Origin of the sequence: Microbacterium immunditiarum (assembly GCF_013409785.1) — a bacterium.
GTDB classification, from domain to species: Bacteria; Actinomycetota; Actinomycetes; order Actinomycetales; family Microbacteriaceae; genus Microbacterium; species Microbacterium immunditiarum.
Map to the genome: position 1 here is coordinate 1,619,111 of NZ_JACCBV010000001.1, position 22,226 is coordinate 1,641,336.

18 protein-coding genes, 1 tRNA gene and 1 other RNA gene are annotated in these 22,226 nt (G+C 69.6%); 12 read left to right on the top strand and 8 right to left on the bottom strand.

What is annotated here, in order from left to right:
• Nucleotides 1-94 precede the first annotated feature (94 nt).
• The 4 genes from BJ991_RS07435 to BJ991_RS07450 all read right to left on the bottom strand — a co-directional run bounded on the left by BJ991_RS07435 (nt 95) and on the right by BJ991_RS07450 (nt 2,523).
• Complete coding sequence (locus BJ991_RS07435; protein ID WP_343048678.1) at nt 95-1,213, bottom strand: AAA family ATPase; 1,119 nt, start codon at nt 1,211-1,213, stop codon at nt 95-97.
• Complete coding sequence (locus BJ991_RS07440) at nt 1,210-1,485, bottom strand: hypothetical protein (RefSeq protein WP_179488834.1); 276 nt, start codon at nt 1,483-1,485, stop codon at nt 1,210-1,212. The genes BJ991_RS07435 and BJ991_RS07440 overlap by 4 nt, the downstream gene beginning before the upstream one ends.
• Nucleotides 1,486-1,558: 73 nt before the next feature.
• Nucleotides 1,559-1,921, bottom strand: a complete 363-nt coding sequence (locus BJ991_RS07445) for a hypothetical protein (protein ID WP_179488835.1) — start codon at nt 1,919-1,921, stop codon at nt 1,559-1,561.
• Between the two features lie 377 nt (nt 1,922-2,298).
• Nucleotides 2,299-2,523 carry a helix-turn-helix domain-containing protein gene (locus tag BJ991_RS07450; RefSeq protein WP_246301051.1) on the bottom strand — a complete coding sequence of 75 codons (225 nt, stop codon included), beginning with the start codon at nt 2,521-2,523 and terminating at the stop codon, nt 2,299-2,301.
• Between the two features lie 133 nt (nt 2,524-2,656).
• Between BJ991_RS07450 and BJ991_RS07455 the strand changes: the two genes are divergently transcribed.
• Both BJ991_RS07455 and BJ991_RS07460 read left to right on the top strand, forming a co-directional pair.
• Entirely contained in the window at nt 2,657-3,424 is a 768-nt protein-coding gene (locus tag BJ991_RS07455; protein WP_179488837.1) for a hypothetical protein, read from the top strand.
• On the top strand, nt 3,417-4,673 hold the full coding sequence (locus tag BJ991_RS07460) for a tyrosine-type recombinase/integrase (RefSeq protein WP_179488839.1): 1,257 nt from the start codon (nt 3,417-3,419) through the stop codon (nt 4,671-4,673). Before BJ991_RS07455 ends, BJ991_RS07460 begins: the two co-directional genes overlap by 8 nt.
• 20 nt (nt 4,674-4,693) lie before the next feature.
• Here the strand turns inward: BJ991_RS07460 and BJ991_RS07465 are convergent.
• From BJ991_RS07465 to BJ991_RS07480, 4 genes are all read right to left on the bottom strand, one after another.
• Nucleotides 4,694-4,778, bottom strand: a tRNA-Ser gene (locus BJ991_RS07465).
• A 160-nt stretch (nt 4,779-4,938) separates the two neighbouring features.
• Nucleotides 4,939-7,245: a transglutaminase TgpA family protein gene (locus BJ991_RS07470; protein ID WP_179488841.1), complete on the bottom strand. Its 2,307-nt coding sequence runs from the start codon at nt 7,243-7,245 to the stop codon at nt 4,939-4,941.
• Nucleotides 7,232-8,479, bottom strand: a complete 1,248-nt coding sequence (locus tag BJ991_RS07475) for a DUF58 domain-containing protein (protein ID WP_179488843.1) — start codon at nt 8,477-8,479, stop codon at nt 7,232-7,234. The genes BJ991_RS07470 and BJ991_RS07475 overlap by 14 nt, the downstream gene beginning before the upstream one ends.
• A 21-nt stretch (nt 8,480-8,500) precedes the next feature.
• Nucleotides 8,501-9,487, bottom strand: a complete 987-nt coding sequence (locus tag BJ991_RS07480) for an AAA family ATPase (RefSeq protein WP_179488846.1) — start codon at nt 9,485-9,487, stop codon at nt 8,501-8,503.
• Between the two features lie 152 nt (nt 9,488-9,639).
• Between BJ991_RS07480 and BJ991_RS07485 the strand changes: the two genes are divergently transcribed.
• The 10 genes from BJ991_RS07485 (at nt 9,640) to BJ991_RS07530 (ending at nt 22,211) form a co-directional block, all read left to right on the top strand.
• Nucleotides 9,640-10,125: an LpqB family beta-propeller domain-containing protein gene (locus BJ991_RS07485; protein WP_179488848.1), complete on the top strand. Its 486-nt coding sequence runs from the start codon at nt 9,640-9,642 to the stop codon at nt 10,123-10,125.
• Nucleotides 10,125-11,738, top strand: a complete 1,614-nt coding sequence (locus tag BJ991_RS07490) for a DUF5671 domain-containing protein (RefSeq protein ID WP_179488850.1) — start codon at nt 10,125-10,127, stop codon at nt 11,736-11,738. Before BJ991_RS07485 ends, BJ991_RS07490 begins: the two co-directional genes overlap by 1 nt.
• A 27-nt stretch (nt 11,739-11,765) precedes the next feature.
• Nucleotides 11,766-11,862: signal recognition particle sRNA small type (gene ffs, locus BJ991_RS07495), an RNA gene on the top strand.
• An 84-nt stretch (nt 11,863-11,946) separates the two neighbouring features.
• The gene (gene pta / locus BJ991_RS07500; protein ID WP_179488852.1) at nt 11,947-14,085 is read left to right on the top strand and encodes a phosphate acetyltransferase; all 2,139 of its coding nucleotides are present in this window, start codon (nt 11,947-11,949) and stop codon (nt 14,083-14,085) included.
• Complete coding sequence (locus BJ991_RS07505) at nt 14,082-15,326, top strand: acetate/propionate family kinase (RefSeq protein WP_179488854.1); 1,245 nt, start codon at nt 14,082-14,084, stop codon at nt 15,324-15,326. The genes pta and BJ991_RS07505 overlap by 4 nt, the downstream gene beginning before the upstream one ends.
• An 81-nt stretch (nt 15,327-15,407) precedes the next feature.
• Nucleotides 15,408-16,133 (top strand): beta-phosphoglucomutase family hydrolase, encoded by a 726-nt coding sequence (locus BJ991_RS07510; RefSeq protein ID WP_179488855.1) that lies wholly within the window; start codon nt 15,408-15,410, stop codon nt 16,131-16,133.
• Complete coding sequence (locus tag BJ991_RS07515) at nt 16,130-18,646, top strand: glycoside hydrolase family 65 protein (RefSeq protein WP_179488857.1); 2,517 nt, start codon at nt 16,130-16,132, stop codon at nt 18,644-18,646. Before BJ991_RS07510 ends, BJ991_RS07515 begins: the two co-directional genes overlap by 4 nt.
• Before the next feature lie 54 nt (nt 18,647-18,700).
• Entirely contained in the window at nt 18,701-20,692 is a 1,992-nt protein-coding gene (locus BJ991_RS07520; RefSeq protein ID WP_179488859.1) for a DNA polymerase III subunit gamma and tau, read from the top strand.
• Between the two features lie 2 nt (nt 20,693-20,694).
• Complete coding sequence (gene recR, locus BJ991_RS07525; RefSeq protein ID WP_179488861.1) at nt 20,695-21,288, top strand: recombination mediator RecR; 594 nt, start codon at nt 20,695-20,697, stop codon at nt 21,286-21,288.
• Nucleotides 21,285-22,211 (top strand): EamA family transporter, encoded by a 927-nt coding sequence (locus BJ991_RS07530; protein WP_179488863.1) that lies wholly within the window; start codon nt 21,285-21,287, stop codon nt 22,209-22,211. The genes recR and BJ991_RS07530 overlap by 4 nt, the downstream gene beginning before the upstream one ends.
• The last annotated feature ends 15 nt before the right edge of the window (nt 22,212-22,226 follow it).

Sequence of the window (22,226 nt, forward strand, 5' to 3'; positions counted from 1 at the left end):
TTGGGCGGCTCGCGCGTATGCGTCACACAGATCGCGGAGTGGGCACGAGTCGCAGAGTTGCGCCATGTCGTCTATGTCGGAGGGCGTTAGGTCGTCACAGACGAACCGGTTGTCGCCGTCGCATTTGGGCACGATCCACCGTCGCCCAGCCGCCGCAGCGCGAGCACGTCGCGCCGATGGTGACACCGTGCGAGCAGTAGTCGTGTAGGGGTGTAGGAAACGTAGGAAGTGTTGGAAGGCCCAACCCGTTTCCTACAGTTCCTACGCTTCCTACAGGCCCGTACAGGCCCCGGTCGATACGGTCGATGCGGCCGGACTTGTGCGCGCGGATGAGATACGTTCCGGCGTCCTTCTCCGAGATCCCCAGCGCTTCCGCGACATCAGCAGCACGCACACCATCCGGATGAGCGTTGACGAAATCGATGATGCGGACGGAGTTCTCACCAAGCCCCTGAGTGAGGCGCTGGTTCGCCAGAGCGATAGCGGCGGCGGTGAGGTCTCCTGCGGCGAGGGTCCACTTCACGCCCTCTTTGTGGACCGCGTACTCGCCCTCGACGGCATCCCGCGACGTGACCGACAGGCTCCCGTTCTTCTCGTTGCGGTCGCGGCGGAGCACGAGGATCGAGTCAGCCGATCCCGCCAGACCTTGAGTGCCGGAAACGGAGTCGAGCCAGTCGTCTCCGACCGCCTTCCGGGTGTGGTGGACGACGATGACGGACCCGCCTGTCACCATGTCCGCGACGGCCTTGAGTTCACCACCGACGCGGTAGTCACGCATGTAGTCGGTCTCGCCGGCACCGGCGGGAGGGGCGACCTTCCCGAGCGTGTCGATGATGACGACCGGGGCGTCGTCCGCGTGCTCACGCATGAACGTGCGGCACTCCTCGAGCACGCCACCGCGCACCACATCCGTTTCGAAGTAAAGCAGCGGGCTGGGATCCCCCGCATCGAGCGCCCGCAGGCGGTCCTGCAGCCGACGGCGACCATCTTCCAAGGCGAGGTAGTAGACGGGGCGCGCCCGGTCGATGGGCACCGCGTCGAGCGCCTTGCCTGCGGACGCGAGCTGATAGGCGAGGTCGAGAACGAACCACGACTTGCCCACCTTCGGGGGCGCGGCGAGGATCGTTAGCCCTTCGGGGATGATGCCGGGGATCACGTACTCGACCGGGGGGAACTCGATCTTCATGAGGTCGGTCATGCTGATGCGGGTCATCGGGCGACCACCCCTGCGATGATCTGTTCCCACTTCTTCCGGGTGGAAACGGAGTCCGCAACGATCTGGATTCGAACGCCTGTAAGGTCTACGTCTCGGAATGGGTAGACCGTTTTGTAGTCGACGATGAGCTTCACGATGTCTCCGGGCTTGATCCCGTCGAGCGCGAGCCGCGCGTAACGCAGGTAGTTCGACCAGCGCTGGAAGTCCTCAATGTGAGCGCAGCGGAGGTCGACTTCGACGCAACTCGTGATGAGATTCGGGTCTGGCATTTCCCCCTCCAAAGGGACGTGTTGAGTTGTGAGATGTGAAAGGGGCCCGGCCCGAAGGCCGGACCCCTGAAGGTCAGTCATGCGCTCGATTCGCGCGTTCGTCGCGGGTCAGGTCGACCGCTGACCGTAACCCGTCAAGGACAGCCTGCAGGTCGTCGGAGTTGCGAATAGTGCCGTCGTCCCCGATCTCGATCATCCAGGGATCGAACTCCAAGCTCCCGTCAAGATGGTGGAACGCGCTCTGCAAGATCGTTACGCCGCCGACGAGCTTGGATGAGTACGTGACCGCCCACGGCTGCGCGTCGTTGAGGTAGTACAACTCGAACTCCGCGGCCCAGCTCGGCGCGGAGGAACGGATCTCCGGGTGCTGCTCGAGGTAGCGGCGACTCCGCTCGTCCTCGAGAAGCGCCTTCGGCTTGGGCGCTGTATCAGCCACCTGGGCGCCGTGCTCGTGTGAGATACTAGAAATAGACATAGCCGGTTCCTTCAGTGAGATGTGGGTTTCGGTTCAGCCCCTGGGATTTCTGCTCCAACAGACCCAGGGGCGTTCTTTTTGTGTGCGCGGAGGTTGTCCCCACGCCGCGTCCGCGTAAACGTCAGACGTGGGATGACTACCTCGGCTAGAACGTGCTTCCGGATGAAGAAGACGGGGTTGCCTTGGGAGTCAACGACCGCGAACTCGTCGCCTCGGCTTAGGGCGAGGATGTTCCGTATCGCAGTCTCACCCGTAGGGTCCGCGATCCAGTACCGGCCCAGCATGTCCCGGCTCTGAGAGACAACGGGACGGTTCGTGTCAGTCACGGCCGCTACCGTCTAGGCGGCTACCTCGACGGCGAAGATCTTGAGCAACGCCGCGCGGGGGATCATCCGACGTGCGCCGATCTGCACGCTCGGGATCACACCGGACTCAACGGCTTCGCTGATTCGGCGTGAGTCGACGCCGATGAGCGCTGCCGCTTCCTTGTACGTGAGCGCCAGGGGCTCCTCCGTCATCTTGGGCACCTCCGTCGCCAGGGGCTCCTCCGTGGTCTTGGGCATATTGGCTCCCTTTTAGTAGCTAACTTGCGTGGCTCTGACTGGACCCCGCAATGAAAAGAATACGTCGGTTGCTGTCTGCTGTCAAGCGAACGCAATTGCGGCGCGGTGTCGGCGGTGTGCGTATACTGAGGCCGTGACCGAAGACCTGACCAAATGGGTGAAGATCGTCGGGGAGTTGCTGATCCCGGAGACCGTGGACGCGGAGGGAATCACCGATCCTGAGTGGGCGTTCACCGTCGACGCCCGTCTGGTCTTCGATACGCGGACGATGGTCTACGAGATCGTCAGAATCACTCTCCGCACAGACCACCAGGAGTCAACAACGCCGATCACGGCGACAGGTATCCGGCAGTTGAGCCTCAAGAGGCTGTCCGACCTGATCTTCCAGGGCGACCTACCCGTCATCGCGATCAGTCTCGAGAAGTTAACGTCGCTTTCGGAACTCGGCACGATTGGGATCGCGCCACTCGTCCACAGCGCCGGCAGGCGACCCACGCCGGAGGTACTGGAGACGGTCGCGATGTTCTATGCGCTCTACTTCGCGTACAAGAGCAACCCGACTCAGATGATCTCCCGTCTGATGAAGATCCCGCCCCGGACGGCAAGCCACTGGGTGAGCCTCGCGCGAGCTCGGGGTTACCTGAGCTCCGATCCGACGAAGAGCGTGGACACGGTGGAGATCATCGAGGCGGAGAAGGCGCTGAGCCACGCCATTGGGCCGGTCTCGGAGCCTGCGACTGAACACATGGATTACAAGCCTCGGGGCCGTGCGGTCTCGGTGAAGGGACGGACGGGCCAAGAAATCTCGGCGAAGAGCCATCGATCAGGTGGCAAGAAGTTGTCACCGGATTCGGTCTCAGCGTCCTGGCGTGGCGTCGAGGTGCCTTCAGAGGATGACTAAGCGACGCGCGAACAATCATGGCTCGGTGTACCCCTATAAGGACCACCGGGGCATCGAGAAGTGGCGCATCGCGTACTGGGTGGACCTTCCCAACGGGGAACGGGCGCGGCGAACGAAGAAGGGCTTCCCGTCGACCAAAGCCGCCGAACTCGCGCTCGAGGAAATCAGGGTCGACTTGCGGCGTGGGCACCATGTGGACGAGACGCGCGAGACGCTGAACTCGTACGCCGAGAAGTACTTCGACGCGCTCCGAGTCCGCCCCACAACCCTCGCCGGCTACCGGAAGCACTTCCGGGTGCACATCGAACCTTCCGACGTCGGCAAGGCACCGATCTCGGAAATCACGAAGGACGCGCTCAACAGGTTCTACCGGCAGCTCGAGAAAAGTGGGAGGAAGGATCAGGGGCATATCGGGGAGCCGCTCAGCCCCGCCACTGTCCGCCACATCCACGTCCTCGTCTCGCAGATCATGGAGCACGCCGTGGAGGACGGGGTGCTGCGGTTCAACCCCGCCAAGCGTGCATCGCCCCCGACGAAGCTCGAGGCAGCGCCGCCTGAGATGACAACGTGGTCGGGGGAGGATGCCGCGACTTTCCTCGACTGGTCCGAGTCCACGGGCGACTATCTGTGGCTCGCGTGGCTGACGTTGCTCGGCACGGGGATGCGCCGCGGGGAGCTTCTGGCGCTGCGGTGGCGAGATGTCGACTTCGACAACAACGTGATCACGGTCGCGCGGGCGATGAGCTACGTCAAAGAGGCGGGCAAGAAGCCGGTCATCGACTTCAAGAAGCCGAAGTCGGGGCGCACACGAAACATCGACATCGACTCCCGGCTGGCGGAGGCGTTGCGCCGTCGCCGGGACATGCTCCGTTCGGTCGAACCTGAGTTGGCCCGAGGTGAGCACCTGATCTTCACGAACAGGTTCGGGCGTCCGCACAACCCCGTCCAGTTCTCCCGTCAGTGGAGGGAGCGGGTTTCGCGGGCGAGGATCGCGCATCCGTCGCTGGACGCGATCCATCTGCACGAACTCCGCCACACGCACGCGACGTTGCTGCTGCGGGCCGGAGTGCACCCGAAGATCGTCTCGGAGCGCCTGGGGCACGCGGATGTGCAGACGACGCTCAACACGTACTCGCACGCGGTGAGGACGCTTCAGAGGGACGCTGCGGACGTTGTGGGGCGGTTGTTGTCGTCGCGCGTTGCGCCCCAAACTGCGCCCCACGAACATGTGGTCCCGGCTGAAGCCTGAGATTCCGGGCAAGTCTCGAGCGGAGGATGGGGGATTCGAACCCCCGAGGGCTTGCACCCAACACGCTTTCCAAGCGTGCGCCATAGGCCACTAGGCGAATCCTCCAGGAGCCCCGGAGGGCCACAGGCCATCCTACCTTGCCCTCCCACCCGCTCCCGACGTCGCCCGGGGCCTCGCCCACCCACCCATGCCGAGGTTGCGCGATTGACGACGGATGCCGCGTGCGGGCGGTGATTCGCGCAATCTCGGCCCCCGCACGAGCGCCCTACGAGCGAACCCGCACCCGCGCCCCCGCACCGGCGTACAGACTGCCCGGACGGATCACGAGCGAGCGCGGGGCGACGAACGCGAGGATCCGCCGCGGCGGCTCGACCTCCGCGAGCATCGCACGCGAGACGGCCGTCGCCGCGTTCGCGATCGCCTCGCCCTGCCAGAACCCGTGCTTGCCTCCGGGCGCGTAGCTCGCGCGCTCGATCGCGCTGATGAGCAAGCTCATCTCGGCCGGAGGAGCACCGTGCTGCTCGACGAGCCGCGTGCCGAGAGCGCGCGCGCTCTCGGAGGCCGGCACGCTCACGCCGAGGTCGATCGCGACGTCCTGGACGACGGTCCACGCGGATGCCGCATCGCCCGTGCGCGCCGCCGCGAGCAGCTGCCGGCGTCGAAGCTCGCGCACGAGCCCCGGAATCGCGAGGGCGAACAGGATCCCGAGGCTCACGGTCGCCGCGGGCGTGAGATCGAGCGGGCCGGTGGCCGAGGCATCCGAAGACCCCGAATCGTTCGGGCCGCCGTCGTCAGGCGTGAGCCCCGGAGCGGACGAAGGTGCGGTGCTCGGCAGCGGAGTGGCGGGGTTAGCCGGATCGTTCGGTCCGCCCTGCGAAGCCGCCGGGGCGAACGCGGTCGGCGTGCCGAGGCTGTTCGTCGGCTCGAACTGCACCCAGCCGATGCCCTCGAAGTACACCTCGGGCCACGCGTGCAGGCGGCCGCTCGTCACCGAGTACACGGTCTCGCGTTCGATCGCATCGGTCGTCGCCTCGCCCGGCAGGTACCCGACGACGATGCGGGACGGCATCCCGAGCGTGCGCGCCATCAGGGCGAAAGCCGACGCGAAGTGCACGCAGTATCCGGCGCGGGTCTCGAGGAACCGCGCGACGGCCTCGGCGCCCGTCCCGTCGAACCCGTCCTCGACGGGCGCCTCGAGCGAGTACTGGAACTCGCTCGAGCGGAACCACGACTGCAGCGCGATCAGGCGGTCGTAGTCGGTCGACGCGTCATCCGTCACTTCCTGCGCGAGCTGGGCCACGACGGGCGGAAGGTCCGTCGGGATCTCGGTCGTCTCGTCGCGCTGCTCGTTGGCGCGCGACGGCCGTGCGCGGATCTGCTCGAGCGTGGGCCGTGGCACGTGGCTGACGATCTCGTACACCTGACCCTGCGTCGTGCCGGATCGCGCCGTGACCGTGCGGTTGTAGGGCACCGCCGCCCATTGACCCGTTAGGCCGGTGACCTCCACCGCCGGATACGACACGGGCAGCCACGGCGACGAGAGGTTTCGCACCTCGACGCTCGTGTTGTACTCGGCGACGTCGATGTTCGGCGCGACGCTGATCTCGCTGAGCCCCTCGGGACCGTCGAGCGGGACGCTGCGCACGCGGTCGGGGTTCCACACCGCGCCGTCGAACCCGGTGAGCGTCGCGACGCGCAGGTACGGCGGCAACGGGGCATTGCTGCGCATGACGAGCACCTCGATCTCGCGCGGCCGGCGCAGGTCGTCACCGAGCTCGAGCGTCACGTCGATGCCGGTGCCCGGGCCGAGACCGCCCGCACCGACGCGCACGGTCGGCTGGGGGAGCAGCGGCGACGCCACGACCGCGACGACGACCGCGATCGCCCCGATGCCGAGCGCCGTCGCCGGCACGCCGGCCGTCCGCTCCGCGTCGCGCTCCTTCTGCCGCTCGCGCGCCCGCGTGTCGGCGCGCATGAGGAAGAGGATCGCCGCCGCCAGCAGCACGAAGGCCATGACGTCGGCGTCGCTCGGCACCGCGATCGCGGGGATGAGCGAGACGGCGATGAGTCCGATGGCGGCGAGGAGGGGCATCCGCGCCGTCAGCACGACGTGATCGACGACGATCGTCAGCAGGCCGGTCGTCGCGACGATGAGGAACGACAGCGCGGCGCCCGCTTCCAGCGGTGCGGCGCCGAGCGCGATCTCCTCGGATGCCACGCCGACGAGCCTCGGGATCTGACGCGTGATCGTCTCGGGCGTCGGGAGCACCCACAGCAGAGCCGTGTCGCGCAGGAACACGAACGAGACGAACACCACCCACACGGCCGCCTCGATGAGCGACACCGCGATCGCGGCGAGCCGGTATCGGCGCGCGACATACCCCGCCGCGAGGATGCCCGCCGTCAGAATGACCGCGCCGAGCAGCCACCCGCTCGGGCGCACGACGCGCATGAGCGGCAGCAGCGAAGCGAACACCGCGATGAGCACGCCGGCGGTGAGCGTCAGGTCGGCGCCGCGACGGCCCACCCGGACGTCGTCGATCCCCGTGGGGTCGCGATCACTGGAGGACATTCGCCGCCGCCCTGTCCACCGCGTTCACCCACGCAGGAGCGATCTCCGACTCTTCGCCGATGCGCCCGACCCGCCACCCGAGGTCCGCCGCGCGCTCGAGCGACCCCGCCGACGGCGAGACCGTGAGCAGCACCGGGAGCGTCGAGTGATGCACGATCGGCGCGAGGGCCGCGGCATCCGCTGTGTCGAAACGACCCGTGATGACGACCACCGGACCCGTCATGACGCCGGAGAACACGCGCGGAAGCTGCTGCAGGTGGTCGTCGCGCCGCGCCACGAGCTTCGCGAAGCCGTTGATGACGAGCTCGACCTCGATCATGTCGCCGCCGTCGATGCGCTCGGCGAGCTGCGTGCCGTCGGAGTCGATCACCTCGACCGCGTACCCGTCGTGCGCGAGACGGGCGATGACGGATGCCGCGGCCGACACCGCGATCTCGAAGCCCGGGTCCGCACCGGGAGCCTGCATGGCCTCGCCCGCCCAGCGCAGCACGCCGCGGTCGAGCACGACGGTGGCCTCGGGCGTGGACTCCTGCTCCTCCTGCCGCACCATGAGCTCGTCGCGATGCGCCGTCGCCCGCCAGTGGATCCGCCGCATCGAGTCGCCCGGCACGTACGGCCGCGCGATGAGGTTGTCGGCGCCCTGACCGAGCTGCGTGGTCGTGGTGTGCAGCATCCCGCCCGCCTCGCCGGCGAAGTTGCGGAGCGCGGGAAGGTCGACGACGGCGGGCGCGACCGTGATGTGGGTCTTCTCGCCGAAGACGTTGCGCCGGCGCGCGAGGCCGAAGGGGTCGGTCGAGCGCACGGACAAGGGGCCGATCGGATGCACCCCGCGGCGCGTTCCCGTCACGGCATACGACAGCTCGACGATGCGGTCCGATCCGCGCAGACCCGATCCGAGCGCGGGGAACACGCCCTGCGCGTCGCCGGCGACGCCCTTCGGCAGGGTGTCCTGCCACACGCCCGGGGGAGTGGGGAACGCCGTCCGCACGCCGACGCGAACGGTGACCCGCGCGTCGCGGCCGACGGACGCAACGTCCGGCATGAACGACCGCGCCACCGTATCGGCACGTCGCGTGAGGTAGAGCGACGCGATGCTCGCGCCCAGTACCGCGAGCAGCAGCATGCCGAAGTACAGCAGCTCGTGGATGCCGACCTCGTTCGCGACGATGAAGCACGCGATCGCGAGCACCAGCGCGCCTGTGCCCCGTGCGGTGAGCGGCCACAGGCGGTTCATGACGGATCCCTCACAGACCGGTCACTGGCGGGTCGCGAGCGGCACCCGCACGCTCGCCGCGATGCGGTCCAGGATCGTCGCGATCGCATCGGCGGTCGAACGGGCGCGTGCCCCGCCCGCGGACCGGGTCGGGATGAGCCGATGCGTGAAGACGGCGTGCAGCAGTGCGGTCACATCGTCCGGGATGACGAACCCGCGCCCGTCGAGGGCCGCCCACACCTTGGCGGCGCGCACGAGCTGCAGCGTCGCGCGGGGGCTGGCGCCGAGCCGCAGGTCGGGGTGCGTGCGCGTGGCCGCCGCGAGGGCGACCGCGTACTCCTCGATCGCCGGGGCGACGTGCACCGCGCGTGCCCACGCGATGAGCTCGGCCACGCGCGTGCTCGAGACGACCGGGGCGATCGAGTCGAGCGGGTTGACGGAGTCGCGCTGCCGCAGCATGAGGGCCTCGGAGCCCGCATCCGGGTAGCCCATCGAGATGCGCATCATGAACCGGTCGCGCTGCGCCTCGGGAAGGGCGTACGTGCCCTCCATCTCGAGCGGGTTCTGCGTCGCGACGACGAGGAACGGATCGGGGAGAGGATACGTCTGCCCGTCGACGGTGACCTGGCCCTCCTCCATCGCCTCGAGCAGCGCGGACTGCGTCTTGGGGGAGGAGCGGTTGATCTCGTCGGCGATGACGATGTTCGCGAAGATCGCGCCCGGCTTGAACTCGAACTCGCGATCGACGGGGTTGAACACGCTCACGCCCGTGACGTCGCCGGGGAGCAGGTCGGGGGTGAACTGGATGCGGCGCACTGTCGCATCGACGGATGCCGCCAGAGCGCGCGCCAGCATCGTCTTGCCGACCCCGGGCACGTCCTCGATGAGCAGGTGGCCCTCGGCCAGCAGGCACACGAGTGCGGAGCGCACGGCCTCCGGCTTTCCGTCGATGACGCGCGCCACCGAGTCGAGGATGGCGGTGGTCGCGCGCGCGAAGTCCGTCGCAGCGTCTGTCGCGGTCTCTGTCATGCGATTCCCCTCGCCGTCCCGGAGGGAACGGCCCCAAGAACGGGCGACTTTGCCCGATCAGTTGATCGTAACAATCCGGAAGCGGTGTCGGCCTGTGAGATCGGCACGAGTCCTTGCTGTGGAAGCGCGCCCGTTACCGGCATGATGTGCGCATGACGGATGCCCCCGGGGATGCACCGAAGAACAAGTCGAAGAAGAAGTCGCGCTGGACGCTCATCGCCCTGTTGGCGGCGGGGGTGTGGCTCATCGCGATCGTGCTCATCGCGGTGTTCGCGCGCGGCGGTCCCGTCGAGTACGCGGATGACACGCCCGAGGGCGTCGTGCAGCGCTACTCGCAGGCGGTCATCGACGGCGACACGCGGACCGCCCTCGACTACCTCGTGCCCGAGCTCGCGGACGACTGCGAGCGGCAGCAGCCGGGTACGGACGACCTTCGAGTGACGCTGGTCGAGACCACCGAGCGCGACGACACCGCGCGCGTCGAGGTCATCGTCGCGACCGTGTTCGAGTCGGGCCCGTTCGGCACGAACGAGTACCGGAGCGAGGAGATCTTCGACCTCGTGCGCGAAGGCGGGCAGTGGTACGTCGACGTCGCCCCGTGGCAGCTCACGATCTGCTTCGACGACGGGATCCGCTGATGGCGACCGCGACCGGCCGGGCGCAGACCGTCGTGCGCCGCATCATCGTCTTCCTCCTCCTGCTCACGCTCGTCGTGATCGCGGCGATCGGCCTCGCCGGGCTGATCGAGCGCATCATCGGCGCGGGGGCCACGCTCGCGGGCGGCGACGCGGGCCTCGCGCGCTCGCTCGCGTTCGCGATCATCGGCGCGCCGCTCGCCGGGGTGCTTTGGTGGTGGGAGCGACGCCGACTCGCGACGGATGCCGCCGAGCGCGCATCGCTCGTGTGGACGCTCTACCTCACGGTCGCAACGCTCACCGCCCTCATCACGTCGGCGACGGCGCTCGCCATCACCGTGAACGCGGGCATCGACGGGCGGTGGCAGCCGGCCGACGCCGCCGTGGCGATCGTCTGGGCGGGAATCTGGGTGTGGCACCGGCACATGCGCCGCAGCGCGGCGACCGCGCCGGCCCGCCTGCCGCTCCTGCCGGTGCAGCTCTCGGCGGTCTATGGGCTCGCGGTCGCGGCATCCGGTGCCGTCAACGCGATCGCCGCTCTCGTGGCGGAGTCCCTCGTCGGCGTCGCCCCCGTGCTCGCCGACTCGCGCACGTGGTTCGTCCCCGTGCTCCAGGCACTCGTGTGGTTCGCGATCGGCGCGGTCATCTGGTGGTGGCACTGGTTCCGCGAAGGTGCGCGCGACGAGCGGGGCGGCTTCGCCACCGTGGTCCTCGTCGTCCTCGTCGGCGCGTCCGCGGCGACCGCGCTCTTCGGGCTCGGAACCGTGCTCTTCGTCGTGCTGCGCCTGCTGTTCGACAGGGATGCTCTCGCCGAGGTGCTCTCGCCGCTCGGCGGCGCCGTCGGCGCGGCGCTCGTCGGCGCGATCGTGTGGGACTACCACCGACAGGTCATGGCCGCGCGCTCGGAGCGTGCGCGCCGCGCCGCCCGCCTCGTGATCTCGGGCGTCGCGCTCATCGGCGCCGCGAGCGGCTTCGGCGTCGTGATCAACGCGCTCCTCGCGACGCTCGGCCCGACGCTCGTCGACTCGAACCCGCGCACGCTGCTGCTCGGCGGACTCAGCGCCCTCGTCGTCGGCGCCCCGGTGTGGTGGATCGCATGGCGTCCGGATCGGGCGGTGAACGAGACGGATGCGGCGGACCCCGCCCGCCGCGTGTACCTCGTCATCGTGTTCGGCGCGAGCGCGATCGTCGCCCTCATCGCGCTCCTGGTGATCGGCTATCGCGTGCTCGAGGTGCTCCTCGTCGGGGGAGCGGGCGGGCTCATCGAGCACATCCGCGCCCCGTTCGGGCTCCTGTGCGCCACCGCCGTCGTGTTCGCGTACCACCTCGCGATCTGGCGACGCGACCGGCGCATGGCGCCCGCGGCGACGCCGGCGGAGCGACCCGCGCTCGCGCGGATCGTGCTCGTGGCGAGCGGCGACGCCGACGCGTTGGCAGCGCGCATCCGGGCCGAGCTCGACGTGCCCGTCGCGGTGTGGCGGGCCGCGGACGACGGCGGGGCGCTGGGCGACGACGCGCTCCCGGGCCTCGTGGAGTCGCTGCGCGGCGTCTCGGCGCGGCGAGCACTGGTCATAGCCGAGGGAGCGGGCGCGCGGGTCATTCCGCTCGAGGAGTGACCGCCGCTGCGGAGCGGGTAGACTGTCGGAAGCTCTCCGCGAGGCGGCATCCAGGCCAACTCCCCCAGGACGGAAACGTAGCAAGGGTAACCGGGCTCTGCCGGGTTCGCGGAGAGTCTTACTTTGTCCGGGGTTTGTCCGGGGAGGGGCGCCTTCCTCACCGGTGGTGGCCTGGTCGCGGCATCCGGCTCGCCCATAGAGTGAACGCGTGGCGCAGAGCATCTACATCACGTCCGCAGAAGGCCACTCCGGAAAGTCCACCGTCGCGCTCGGCGTGCTCGACGCGCTGAGCCGCGCCACCCCGAAGGTGGGCGTGTTCCGCTCGATCGCCCGGTCGACCCTCGAGCGCGACTACGTGCTCGAGATGCTGCTCGCCCACGACGGCGTCGATCTCGACTACGACGAGTGCGTCGGCGCGACCTACGACGAGGTGAGGGCCGATCCGGATGCCGCGCTCGCGACGATCGTCGAGCGGTACAAGGCCGTCGAGGCCCAGTGCGACGCGGTCGTGATCGTCGGGTCGGACTACACCGACGTCGGCAGCCCCGCCGAGCTCGGCTACAACGCGCGCATCGCGGCGAACCTCGGAGTCCCCGTGCTGCTCGTGCTCGGCGGCCGCACCGTCGACGCGAAGCCCGAGCAGCTCGGCTCGTCGCAGCCGCGGACCCCGGCCGAGATGGGCCAGCTCGCGCACCTCGCGATCACCGAGCTCGCGCACGGTCGCGCCGAGCTCTTCGCGATCGTCGCCAACCGCGCCGACCCGGAGCACAAGACCGAGACGATCGCGGCGATCGAGCAGGCGATCGCGGCGGCGCCCCCGCGGCACGCCGATGGCGCCGTGCCGGTGTGGGCGATCCCCGAGGACCCGTACCTCGTCGCACCGTCGATGCGCGGCATCATGCGCTCGCTGGGCGGGGAGCTCGTCGCGGGCGACCCCGAGCTGCTCACGCGGCCCGCGCTCAGCGTCGTCGTGGCGGGCATGTCGATGGTGAACGTGCTGCCGCGCCTGCTCGAGGGCGCGGTCGTCGTGATCGCCGCGGATCGGTCGGAGGTGCTGCTCGCGACCCTGCTGGCGAACTCTTCGGGCACGTTCCCGTCGCTCGCGGGGATCGTGCTCAACGGGCCATTCGAGATCCCCGACCCGGTGCGGCGGCTCATCGACGGGCTCGGCTCGAAGCTGCCGATCGTCACGAGCCCGTACGGCACGTACGAGACCGCCGTGCGCATCATGGGCACGCGCGGGCGCCTCGCCGCGGACTCGCAGCGCCGGTACGACACCGCCCTCGCCCTCTTCGAGACCAACGTCGACACCGAGGAGCTCACGCGCGAGCTGGGCGTGGCGCACGCGACGGTCGTGACACCCCTCATGTTCGAGTTCCAGCTCATCGAGCGCGCGCGCTCGCGGCGCAAGCGGATCGTGCTGCCCGAGGGAGGCGACGACCGAATCCTGCGCGCCGCGGGCACGGTGCTCAAGCGGGGGATCGCCGACCTCGTGATCCTCGGCGAGCCGGCCGACGTGCGCGCGCGGGCGACCGAGCTCGGCGTCGACCTGGGCGAGGCGCAGCTGCTGAGCCCGTTCGACCCGGAGCATGTGCACCGCTTCGCGCAGGAATACGCACGGGTGCGGGCGCACAAGGGCGTCACGTATGAGAAGGCGGCCGACACGGTCACGGACGTGTCGTACTTCGGCACGATGATGGTGCACTCGGGGCTCGCCGACGGCATGGTGTCGGGCGCGGCCCACACGACGGCTCACACCATCCGCCCGGCGTTCGAAGTCATCAAGACCAAGCCCGGCGTGTCGGTCGTCTCGAGCGTGTTCTTCATGGCGCTCGCCGATCGCGTGCTTGTGTACGGCGACTGCGCGGTGATCCCCGACCCGACGAGCGAGCAGCTCGCCGACATCGCGATCTCGTCCGCCGCGACGGCGCGCCAGTTCGGCATCGAGCCGCGCATCGCGATGCTCTCGTACTCCACCGGCGAGTCGGGCTCGGGAGCCGAGGTCGAGAAGGTGAGGGCGGCGACCGTGCTGGTCCGCGAGAGGGCGCCTGAGCTGCTGGTCGAAGGGCCGATCCAATACGACGCCGCCGCCGACGCAGCCGTCGCCGCGACCAAGATGCCCGAGTCGCAGGTTGCCGGTCGCGCGACGGTGTTCATCTTCCCCGACCTCAACACGGGCAACAACACATACAAGGCGGTCCAGCGCTCCGCGGGCGCCGTCGCGATCGGACCCGTGCTGCAAGGCCTCAACAAGCCGATCAACGACCTGTCGCGCGGAGCGCTCGTGCAGGACATCGTCAACACGATCGCGATCACGGCGATCCAGGCCCAGCGCGAGTCCTCATGAGCGTCGTCCTCGTGGTCAACAGCGGCTCGTCGTCGTTCAAGTACCAGCTCATCGACATGGACACCGAGCAGGTGCTCGCGACCGGCCTGGTCGAGCGCATCGGCCAGTCGTCGGGCTCAGGGACCGGTTCAGGGGCCTCGCGCCACACCGTCACCAACCCGAACCGGGACGGCCCCGCTACGACGATGCTCGACGCGACGTTCACGCGCGAGCTGCCGATCCCCGACCACGCCGCGGGATTCCGCGTCATGCTCGAGGCGTTCGCCGAGCACGGTCCCTCGCTCGACGAGTTCCCGCCGGTCGCGGTCGGCCATCGCGTCGTGCACGGGGGAGCGCGCTTCTTCGAGCCGACCCTGATCACACAGCTCGTCGAGATCAACATCGACGACCTCTCCGTGCTCGCGCCGCTGCACAATCCGGCGAACCTCGAGGGCATCAGGGCCGCCCGGAGCACCTTCCCGGACGTGCCGCACGTCGCCGTGTTCGACACCGCGTTCCACCAGACCCTCCCGCCGGCGGCCTACACGTACGCGATCGACGCCGACCTCGCGGCCTCGCATCGCGTGCGCCGCTACGGCTTCCACGGCACGAGCCACAAGTTCGTGAGCGAGGCCGCCGCGGACTTCCTCGGACGGCCGCTCGCCGACCTCACGCAGATCGTGTTCCACCTCGGAAACGGCGCATCCGTCACCGCGATCGACGGCGGTCGCTCGGTCGACACGTCGATGGGCATGACGCCGCTCGAGGGTCTCGTGATGGGCACGCGGTCCGGTGACATCGACCCCGCGGTCCTCTTCCACCTCGCGCGGCGCGCTCAGCTGTCCGTCGACGAGCTCGACGACCTGCTCAACAAGCGAAGCGGCCTGCTCGGGCTCGCGGGCGTGAGCGACATGCGCGACATCGAGGCGGGAGTGGACAGGGCGGATGCCGCGGCCACCCTCGCGTTCGACGTCTACATCCACCGTCTGCGCGCCTACGCCGGCGCGTACATGGCCGCCCTCGGCGGCGTCGACGTCATCTCGTTCACGGCCGGTGTGGGCGAGAACTCCGCGCGCGTGCGGGCCGCTGCGCTCGCGACGTTCGGCTTCGCGGGGATCGAGGTGGACCCCGCTCGGAACGAGGAGCGGCGGGGCGGCATCCGGGTCATCTCGACGGATGCCTCGCGCACTACCGTCCTCGTGGTGCCGACGAACGAAGAGCTCGAGATCGCGCGGCAGACGCTGACCGTCGCGCAGTCCTGACCTCGGGGTGTGCGCTCAGGTTCGGCGCGACTACGCTTGCATGGATCCCGCCACCACCTTGCCCGGAGGCCCGCTGTCGCCGTGACGTCCCTGCCCGACCTCACCACGTACGACGCCGTCCTGTTCGACCTCGACGGCGTCTTGACCCCTACCGCGGAAGTGCACATGCATGCGTGGCGCACGATGTTCGAGGAGCTCTTCGCCCAGTGGGGCATCGAGCCGCCGTACACGGACGACGACTACTTCGCCTACCTCGACGGCAAGAAGCGCTACGACGGCGTCGCGAGCCTGCTGCACAGCCGTGACATCGAGGTGCCGTGGGGCAGTCCCTCCGACTCGCCGAGCGCCGACACGGTGTGCGGCATCGGCAACCGGAAGAACGTGGTGTTCGAGCGCGTCCTCCGTCAGGACGGCATCGCGCCGTACCCCGGGTCGCTCGCGCTGCTGGATCGCCTGCGCGATGCCGGGATCCCGGTCGCGGTGGTGTCCAGTTCGAAGAATGCGGGCGAGGTGCTCGACGTCGCCGGCATCCGCGACCGCTTCGCCGTCGTGATGGACGGCGTGATCGCCGAGCGCGACCAGCTCGCATCCAAGCCCGCGCCCGACGTGTTCATCGAGGCCGCGCGCATGCTCGGGGCCGAGCCCGCGCGCAGTGCCGCCGTCGAGGACGCGCTGAGCGGCGTCAAGTCCGCAGCCCAGGGCGGCTTCGGGCTCGTCGTGGGCGTCGACCGCGGAGTCGGCGCCGACGTGCTGCGCGAGGCCGGCGCCCACATCGTCGTCGACGACCTGGAGGAGTTCATCGCATGATCGACCGCGACCGCTTCCCTGTGGACCCGTGGCGGCTCGTCGAGCGCTCGATCGACCTCGAGGACGTCGGCGTGACCGAGACGCTGTTCGCGGTCGCGAACGGCTACCTCGGCCTGCGCGGCAACTTCCCCGAGGGCCGCCACGAGTACGAGCACGGCACCTACATCAACGGGTTCCACGAGACCTTCCAGATCCGTCATGCCGAGAACGCGTACGGGTTCGCCGAGATCGGACAGACGATCATCAACGCGCCCGACGCGAAGGTCATGCGCGTGTACGTCGACGACGAGCCGCTGTCGCTCGACGTCGCCGACGTGCGCGAGTACGAGCGCGTGCTCGACATGCGCGAGGGCGTGCTGCGGCGCCACATCCGGTGGATGACGCCGTCGGGCAAGGACGTCGTCGTCGACGACGAGCGCTTCGTCTCGTTCGAGGAGAAGCACCTCGCCGTGCTGCGCCTGACGATCACGGTCCTGAACGCCGACGCGCCCGTGACGATCAGCTGCCAGGTGATCAACCGGCAGGACGGCGAGAACGTCTACGGCGGGACCCCGATCGTTCCGAAGAAGGCCGGGTTCGACCCGCGCAAGGCGGACCGCATCGAGGAGCGCGTCCTCCAGCCGCAGGAGTACTGGCAGGACGAGAGCCGCTCGGCCTTCGGCTACCGCGTGACGGAGTCGGGCATGGCCCTGGGCGTCGCCGTCGACCACGTCGTCGACACCGAGAACGAGGTCGAGGAGCGACGGCTCATCGAAGAGGACATCGCGAAGAACGTCTTCCGCGTCCACGCGCGCGCCGGCGTTCCGACGACGGTGACCAAGTTCGTGACGTACCACACCTCGCGAGGCGTCCCCCCGCGCGAGCTCGTCGACCGATGCCGCCGCACTCTCGACCGCGCGAAGTCGATCGGGTGCGACACGCTCCTGGTGCATCAGGCGGAGTGGCTGGCCGCGTTCTGGGATCGCTCCGACGTGCGCATCGGGGGTCACGACGACCTGCAGCAGGCGACGCGGTGGTGCCTCTTCCAGCTCGCGCAGGCGTCCGCGCGCGCCGACGGGATGGGTGTGCCCGCCAAGGGCATGACGGGGTCGGGCTACAGCGGCCACTACTTCTGGGACACCGAGATCTACGTCCTGCCGTTCCTCACGTACACGACGCCGCAGTGGGCGCGAAACGCGTTGCGGATGCGGTACCTCATGCTCCCCGCCGCGCGCCGCCGCGCGTTCCAGCTCAACGAGGCCGGCGCGCTCTTCCCCTGGCGGACGATCAGCGGTGAAGAGGCATCCGCCTATTACGCCGCCGGCACCGCGCAGTTCCACATCAACGCCGACATCGTCTTCGCGCTCGCCAAGTACGTGCGGGCGACGGGCGACATGGACTTCCTGCACCGCGAGGGCATCGACATCGCGGTCGAGACGGCACGCCTGTGGACGACGCTCGGGTTCTGGCGCACGAGCGACGACGGCGAGCGCACGTTCCACATCCACGGCGTGACCGGCCCCGACGAGTACACGACAGTCGTGAACGACAACCTCTTCACGAACGTCATGGCGCGGTTCAACCTGCGCTTCGCGGCGCGCGTCGTGCGCGAGCTCGCGGCCGCCGACGGAGAGGCGTTCCGCACGATGGTGACGCGCCTCAGCCTCGAAGCGGGCGAGGCGGATGCCTGGGAGCGCGCCGCCGAGGCGATGCACATCCCCTTCAGCCCGGCCCTGGGCATCCACCCGCAGGACCACGTGTTCCTCGAACGCGAGATCTGGGACCTCGAGAACACGCCGGCCGACAAGCGCCCGCTGCTGCTGCACTACCACCCGCTGGTGATCTACCGGTACCAGGTGCTCAAGCAGGCCGACGTCGTGCTCGCGCTGTTCCTGCAGGGCAACCACTTCTCGGCCGAGGACAAGCTCGCCGACTTCGAGTACTACGATCCGCTGACGACCGGCGACTCGACGCTGTCCGCCGTCGTGCAGTCGATCCTCGCGGCCGAGGTCGGCTACCAGGACCTCGCGCTGGAGTACTTCCGCCAGTCGCTGTTCGTCGACCTCGCCGACCTGCACCACAACGCGGCCGACGGCGTGCACGTCGCCTCCGCCGGCGGTGTGTGGACGGCGCTCGTAGCCGGGTTCGGCGGCATGCGCGACCACTTCGGCGAGCTCACGTTCGATCCTCGGCTGCCGGCCGCGTGGCCCGAGCTGTCGTACTCGCTGGAGTGGCAGGGCACGCGCCTCGACATCGCACTGCGCCGCGACTCGCTCACAGTGCGCGCGTCGGAGGACGGCACGCACGTCGGGTTCAGCGTGCGAGGGGCGCCGTACATGATCGGACCGGGCGAAGAGCTGGTCGTGCCGCTCGCCGACCAGGGTCCGATCATCCCCGGACGCCCGACGCAGCGGCAGTTCGCCGACATCCGTCGCGAGGACGGAACGCTGCTGTCCGCGTCCGTTCCCACGGTCACCTCCACGATCCCGGTCATCGTCCCCGACCCCGACGGGCACGTGCCCATCGACGTGTAGCGCACCGCCGGTTCCGACCGCCGCGATGTCGTCGGCACGCCGTAGGCTGTGGTGGTGACCACCGCCCTCTACCGCCGCTACCGGCCCGAGACGTTCGGCGAGATGATCGGTCAGTCGCAGGTCACCGAGCCGCTCATGACCGCGCTGCGCGGCGACCGCGTCGGCCACGCGTACCTCTTCTCGGGGCCGCGCGGCTGCGGCAAGACGACGTCCGCGCGCATCCTCGCGCGCTGCCTGAACTGCGCCGAGGGCCCCACCGACACGCCGTGCGGCACGTGCGAGAGCTGCATCGAGCTCGGCCGCAACGGCGGCGGGTCCCTCGACGTGGTCGAGATCGACGCGGCGTCGCACAACGGCGTCGACGACGCGCGCGACCTGCGCGAGCGCGCGGTGTTCGCACCCGCGCGCGACCGTTACAAGATCTTCATCCTCGACGAGGCGCACATGGTGACGCCGCAGGGCTTCAACGCGCTGCTCAAGCTCGTCGAAGAGCCCCCCGACCACGTCAAGTTCATCTTCGCGACGACCGAGCCCGAGAAGGTCATCGGCACGATCCGGTCGCGCACGCACCACTACCCCTTCCGGCTCGTGCCCCCGGCCGCGATGCTCGCGTACGTCGAAGAGCTGTGCGCGCACGAGGGCGTCGAGGTCGAGGCGGGCGTGCTCCCGCTCGTGGTGCGCGCAGGTGGCGGCTCGCCGCGAGACACGCTGTCGCTGCTCGACCAGCTGATCGCGGGGTCGGACGCCACGGACACCGGCGCCGTGCGCGTGCAGTACGCGCGCGCCGTTTCGCTGCTGGGCTACACGCATGCCGAGCTGCTCGACGAGGTGGTCGACGCGTTCGCCGCCGCCGACGCGGCTGCGGCGTTCGCCGCCGTCGACCGCGTCGTGCAGACCGGGCAGGACCCGCGGCGCTTCGTCGACGACCTGCTCGAGCGCCTGCGCGACCTCATCGTCGTCGCGGCGACGGGCGAGGGTGCGGCGGCCGTGCTGCGCGGCGTCTCGGCCGACGACCTCGCGCGCTACCGGCGTCAGGCCGACGCCTTCGGCGCGGCGCGCCTCTCGCGCACGGCCGACATCGTGATCGGCGCGCTCGACGAGATGACGGGCGCGACGTCGCCGCGGCTGCAGCTCGAGCTCATGGTGGCGCGCGTGCTGACGTACGCGACGGGTCCTGCGGCAGCGCCTCCCGCCCCGGTCGGTGAGCGAGTGAGCGAAGCGACCGAGACGAAGCGCGTCCCCGAGGCACCTGCCCCTGAACCCGTCGCTCCGGCATCCGCGCCTCCGACCGGACCGATCACGCTCGAGACGGTGCTCGTGGCATGGCCCGACGTGCTCGCGCGCCTGAGCGACATCAACCGCACCTCGTGGATGGTGGCGCAGACCGCGCAGGTCGTCGACCTCGCCGACGACGTGCTCACGCTGTCGTTCCCGAGCCCGTCCGACCTGGCGAAGTTCAAGAAGCTCCCGGGCGGACCGAGCGAAGACCTGCGCACGGCGATCAACGCGGTGCTCGGCTTCCGCGTGCGCTACATCGCGCGGCACGAGCCGGGCGGCCGCGAGCCCGAATCGGGCGGCGGGAGCCCTGCCGAAGGCACGCGGGGCGAGCCCGAGCCCGACCCTGCGAGAGCCCGCGTAGCCACGACGTATGCCGCCGCCCCTGTCACGGAATGGGCGGTCGCGCCGATCCCCGACACGCCGCAGCCCGGCGCCGAGGCGGCGGAGCCGACGACTCCGCACCTCGCGGTCGATGAGGAGCCCGAGGAGGCGGTCGCGGCGGTGCGTGTCGCGACCCTTGCGCCCGCTCGCGAGGGCGACGTGCTTCCCGCCGACGAGGTCGAGACCTCGATCGAGATCGAAGACGACGACGAGGAGCCGATGCCCGAGGCCGAGGCGCCCGTGCCGCCGGTCGTCCCGCCCGCGCCGGTGCGGCCGGTCGCGGCATCCGGTGGCCCTCAGCGATACGGTGAGGCGGTCGTGCGTCAGGTGCTCGGTGCGCGGTTCGTGCGCGAAGAGCCCTACGAGCCGCCGACGAGGTTCAGCTAGCCATGTACGACGGCATCGTTCAAGAGCTGATCGACGAGTTCGGCCGCCTTCCGGGCATCGGACCGAAGTCGGCGCAGCGCATCGCGTTCCACATCCTCCAGACGCCGAACTTCGACATGTCGCGACTCGCGCAGCTGCTCAGCGAGGTGCGCGAGAAGGTGCGGTTCTGCGAGGTGTGCGGCAACGTGTCGGAACAGGAGCGCTGCGCGATCTGCCGTGACCCGCGGCGTGATGCGACGGTGATCTGCGTCGTCGAAGACGCGAAGGACGTCGCGGCGATCGAGCGCACGCGGGAGTTCCGCGGTCTGTACCACGTGCTCGGCGGGGCGATCAGCCCCATCGCGGGCGTCGGACCCGACGACCTGCGCATCACGCAGCTCATGCAGCGGCTCGCCGACGGCACGGTGAGAGAGGTGATCCTCGCGACGAACCCGAACCTCGAGGGCGAGGCGACCGCCACGTACCTCAGCCGCCTCCTGCACACGCTCGAGATCTCCGTGACGCGCCTGGCCTCCGGCCTTCCCGTCGGCGGCGACCTCGAGTACGCCGACGAGGTCACCCTGGGCCGCGCGTTCGAGGGCCGACGCTCGCTGTGAACGCCGCGCAACGGTTCGACACCCGCGCCTGGCTGCTGTTCGCGGCCATGGCGGTGCTGTGGGGCATCCCGTACCTGTTCATCCGTGTCGCGGTCGACTCGTACTCGCCCGCCGCGGTCGTCGCGGGACGCACTCTTCTGGGCGCCGTGATCCTCCTTCCGTTCGCGATCCGCCAGAAGGCGCTCCGGCCCGCGTGGTCGAAGATCGGGTGGGTGCTCGCCTTCGGCGCGATCGAGATGGCGGGTCCGTTCCTGCTGCTCAGCCACGCCGAGCAGACCATCCCGTCGGGGCTCACGGGGCTGCTGGTCTCGACGGTTCCGCTTTTCGCGGCGGTGATCGCGTTCGCGGGCGGCGACCGAAGTGCTCTCGGCCGGGCGCGTTCGATCGGGCTCGTGGTCGGCTTCGCCGGCGTCGCGGTGATCGTCGCCGGTCCGGGCCTCGCCGTCCAGGGCGGTGCCGGGCTCATCGCCGTCGGCGAGGTGCTGCTGGTGGCGGTCCTCTACGCGATCGCGCCGTTCATCATCGCGACGAAACTGAAGGACGTGCCGTCACTCGGCACCGTGACGCTCGCGCTGGCCGCGGTGGGCATCTTCTACCTGCCGATCGCCCTCCTCACGCAGCACCAGGTCCCCACCGTGCCGAGCACGGTGTCGCTCGTGCTGCTCGCGGTGCTGTGCACGGCTCTCGCCTTCATCGTCTTCTTCGCGCTCATCGCCCGCGTCGGCCCGGCGCGGGCGCCGCTGTTCACCTACGTGAACCCGGTCGTCGCGATCATCCTCGGCGCGATCATCCTCGGCGAGGAGATCACCCTCGGCCTGCTCGTGGGCTTCCCTCTCGTGATCTTCGGATGCTGGCTGGCCGCGACGGGCGGACGCCTGCGCGTGCGCGACAAGGTCGACGAGCTCCCGCCGATCGCACCCTGACACGCGGTTCGGATG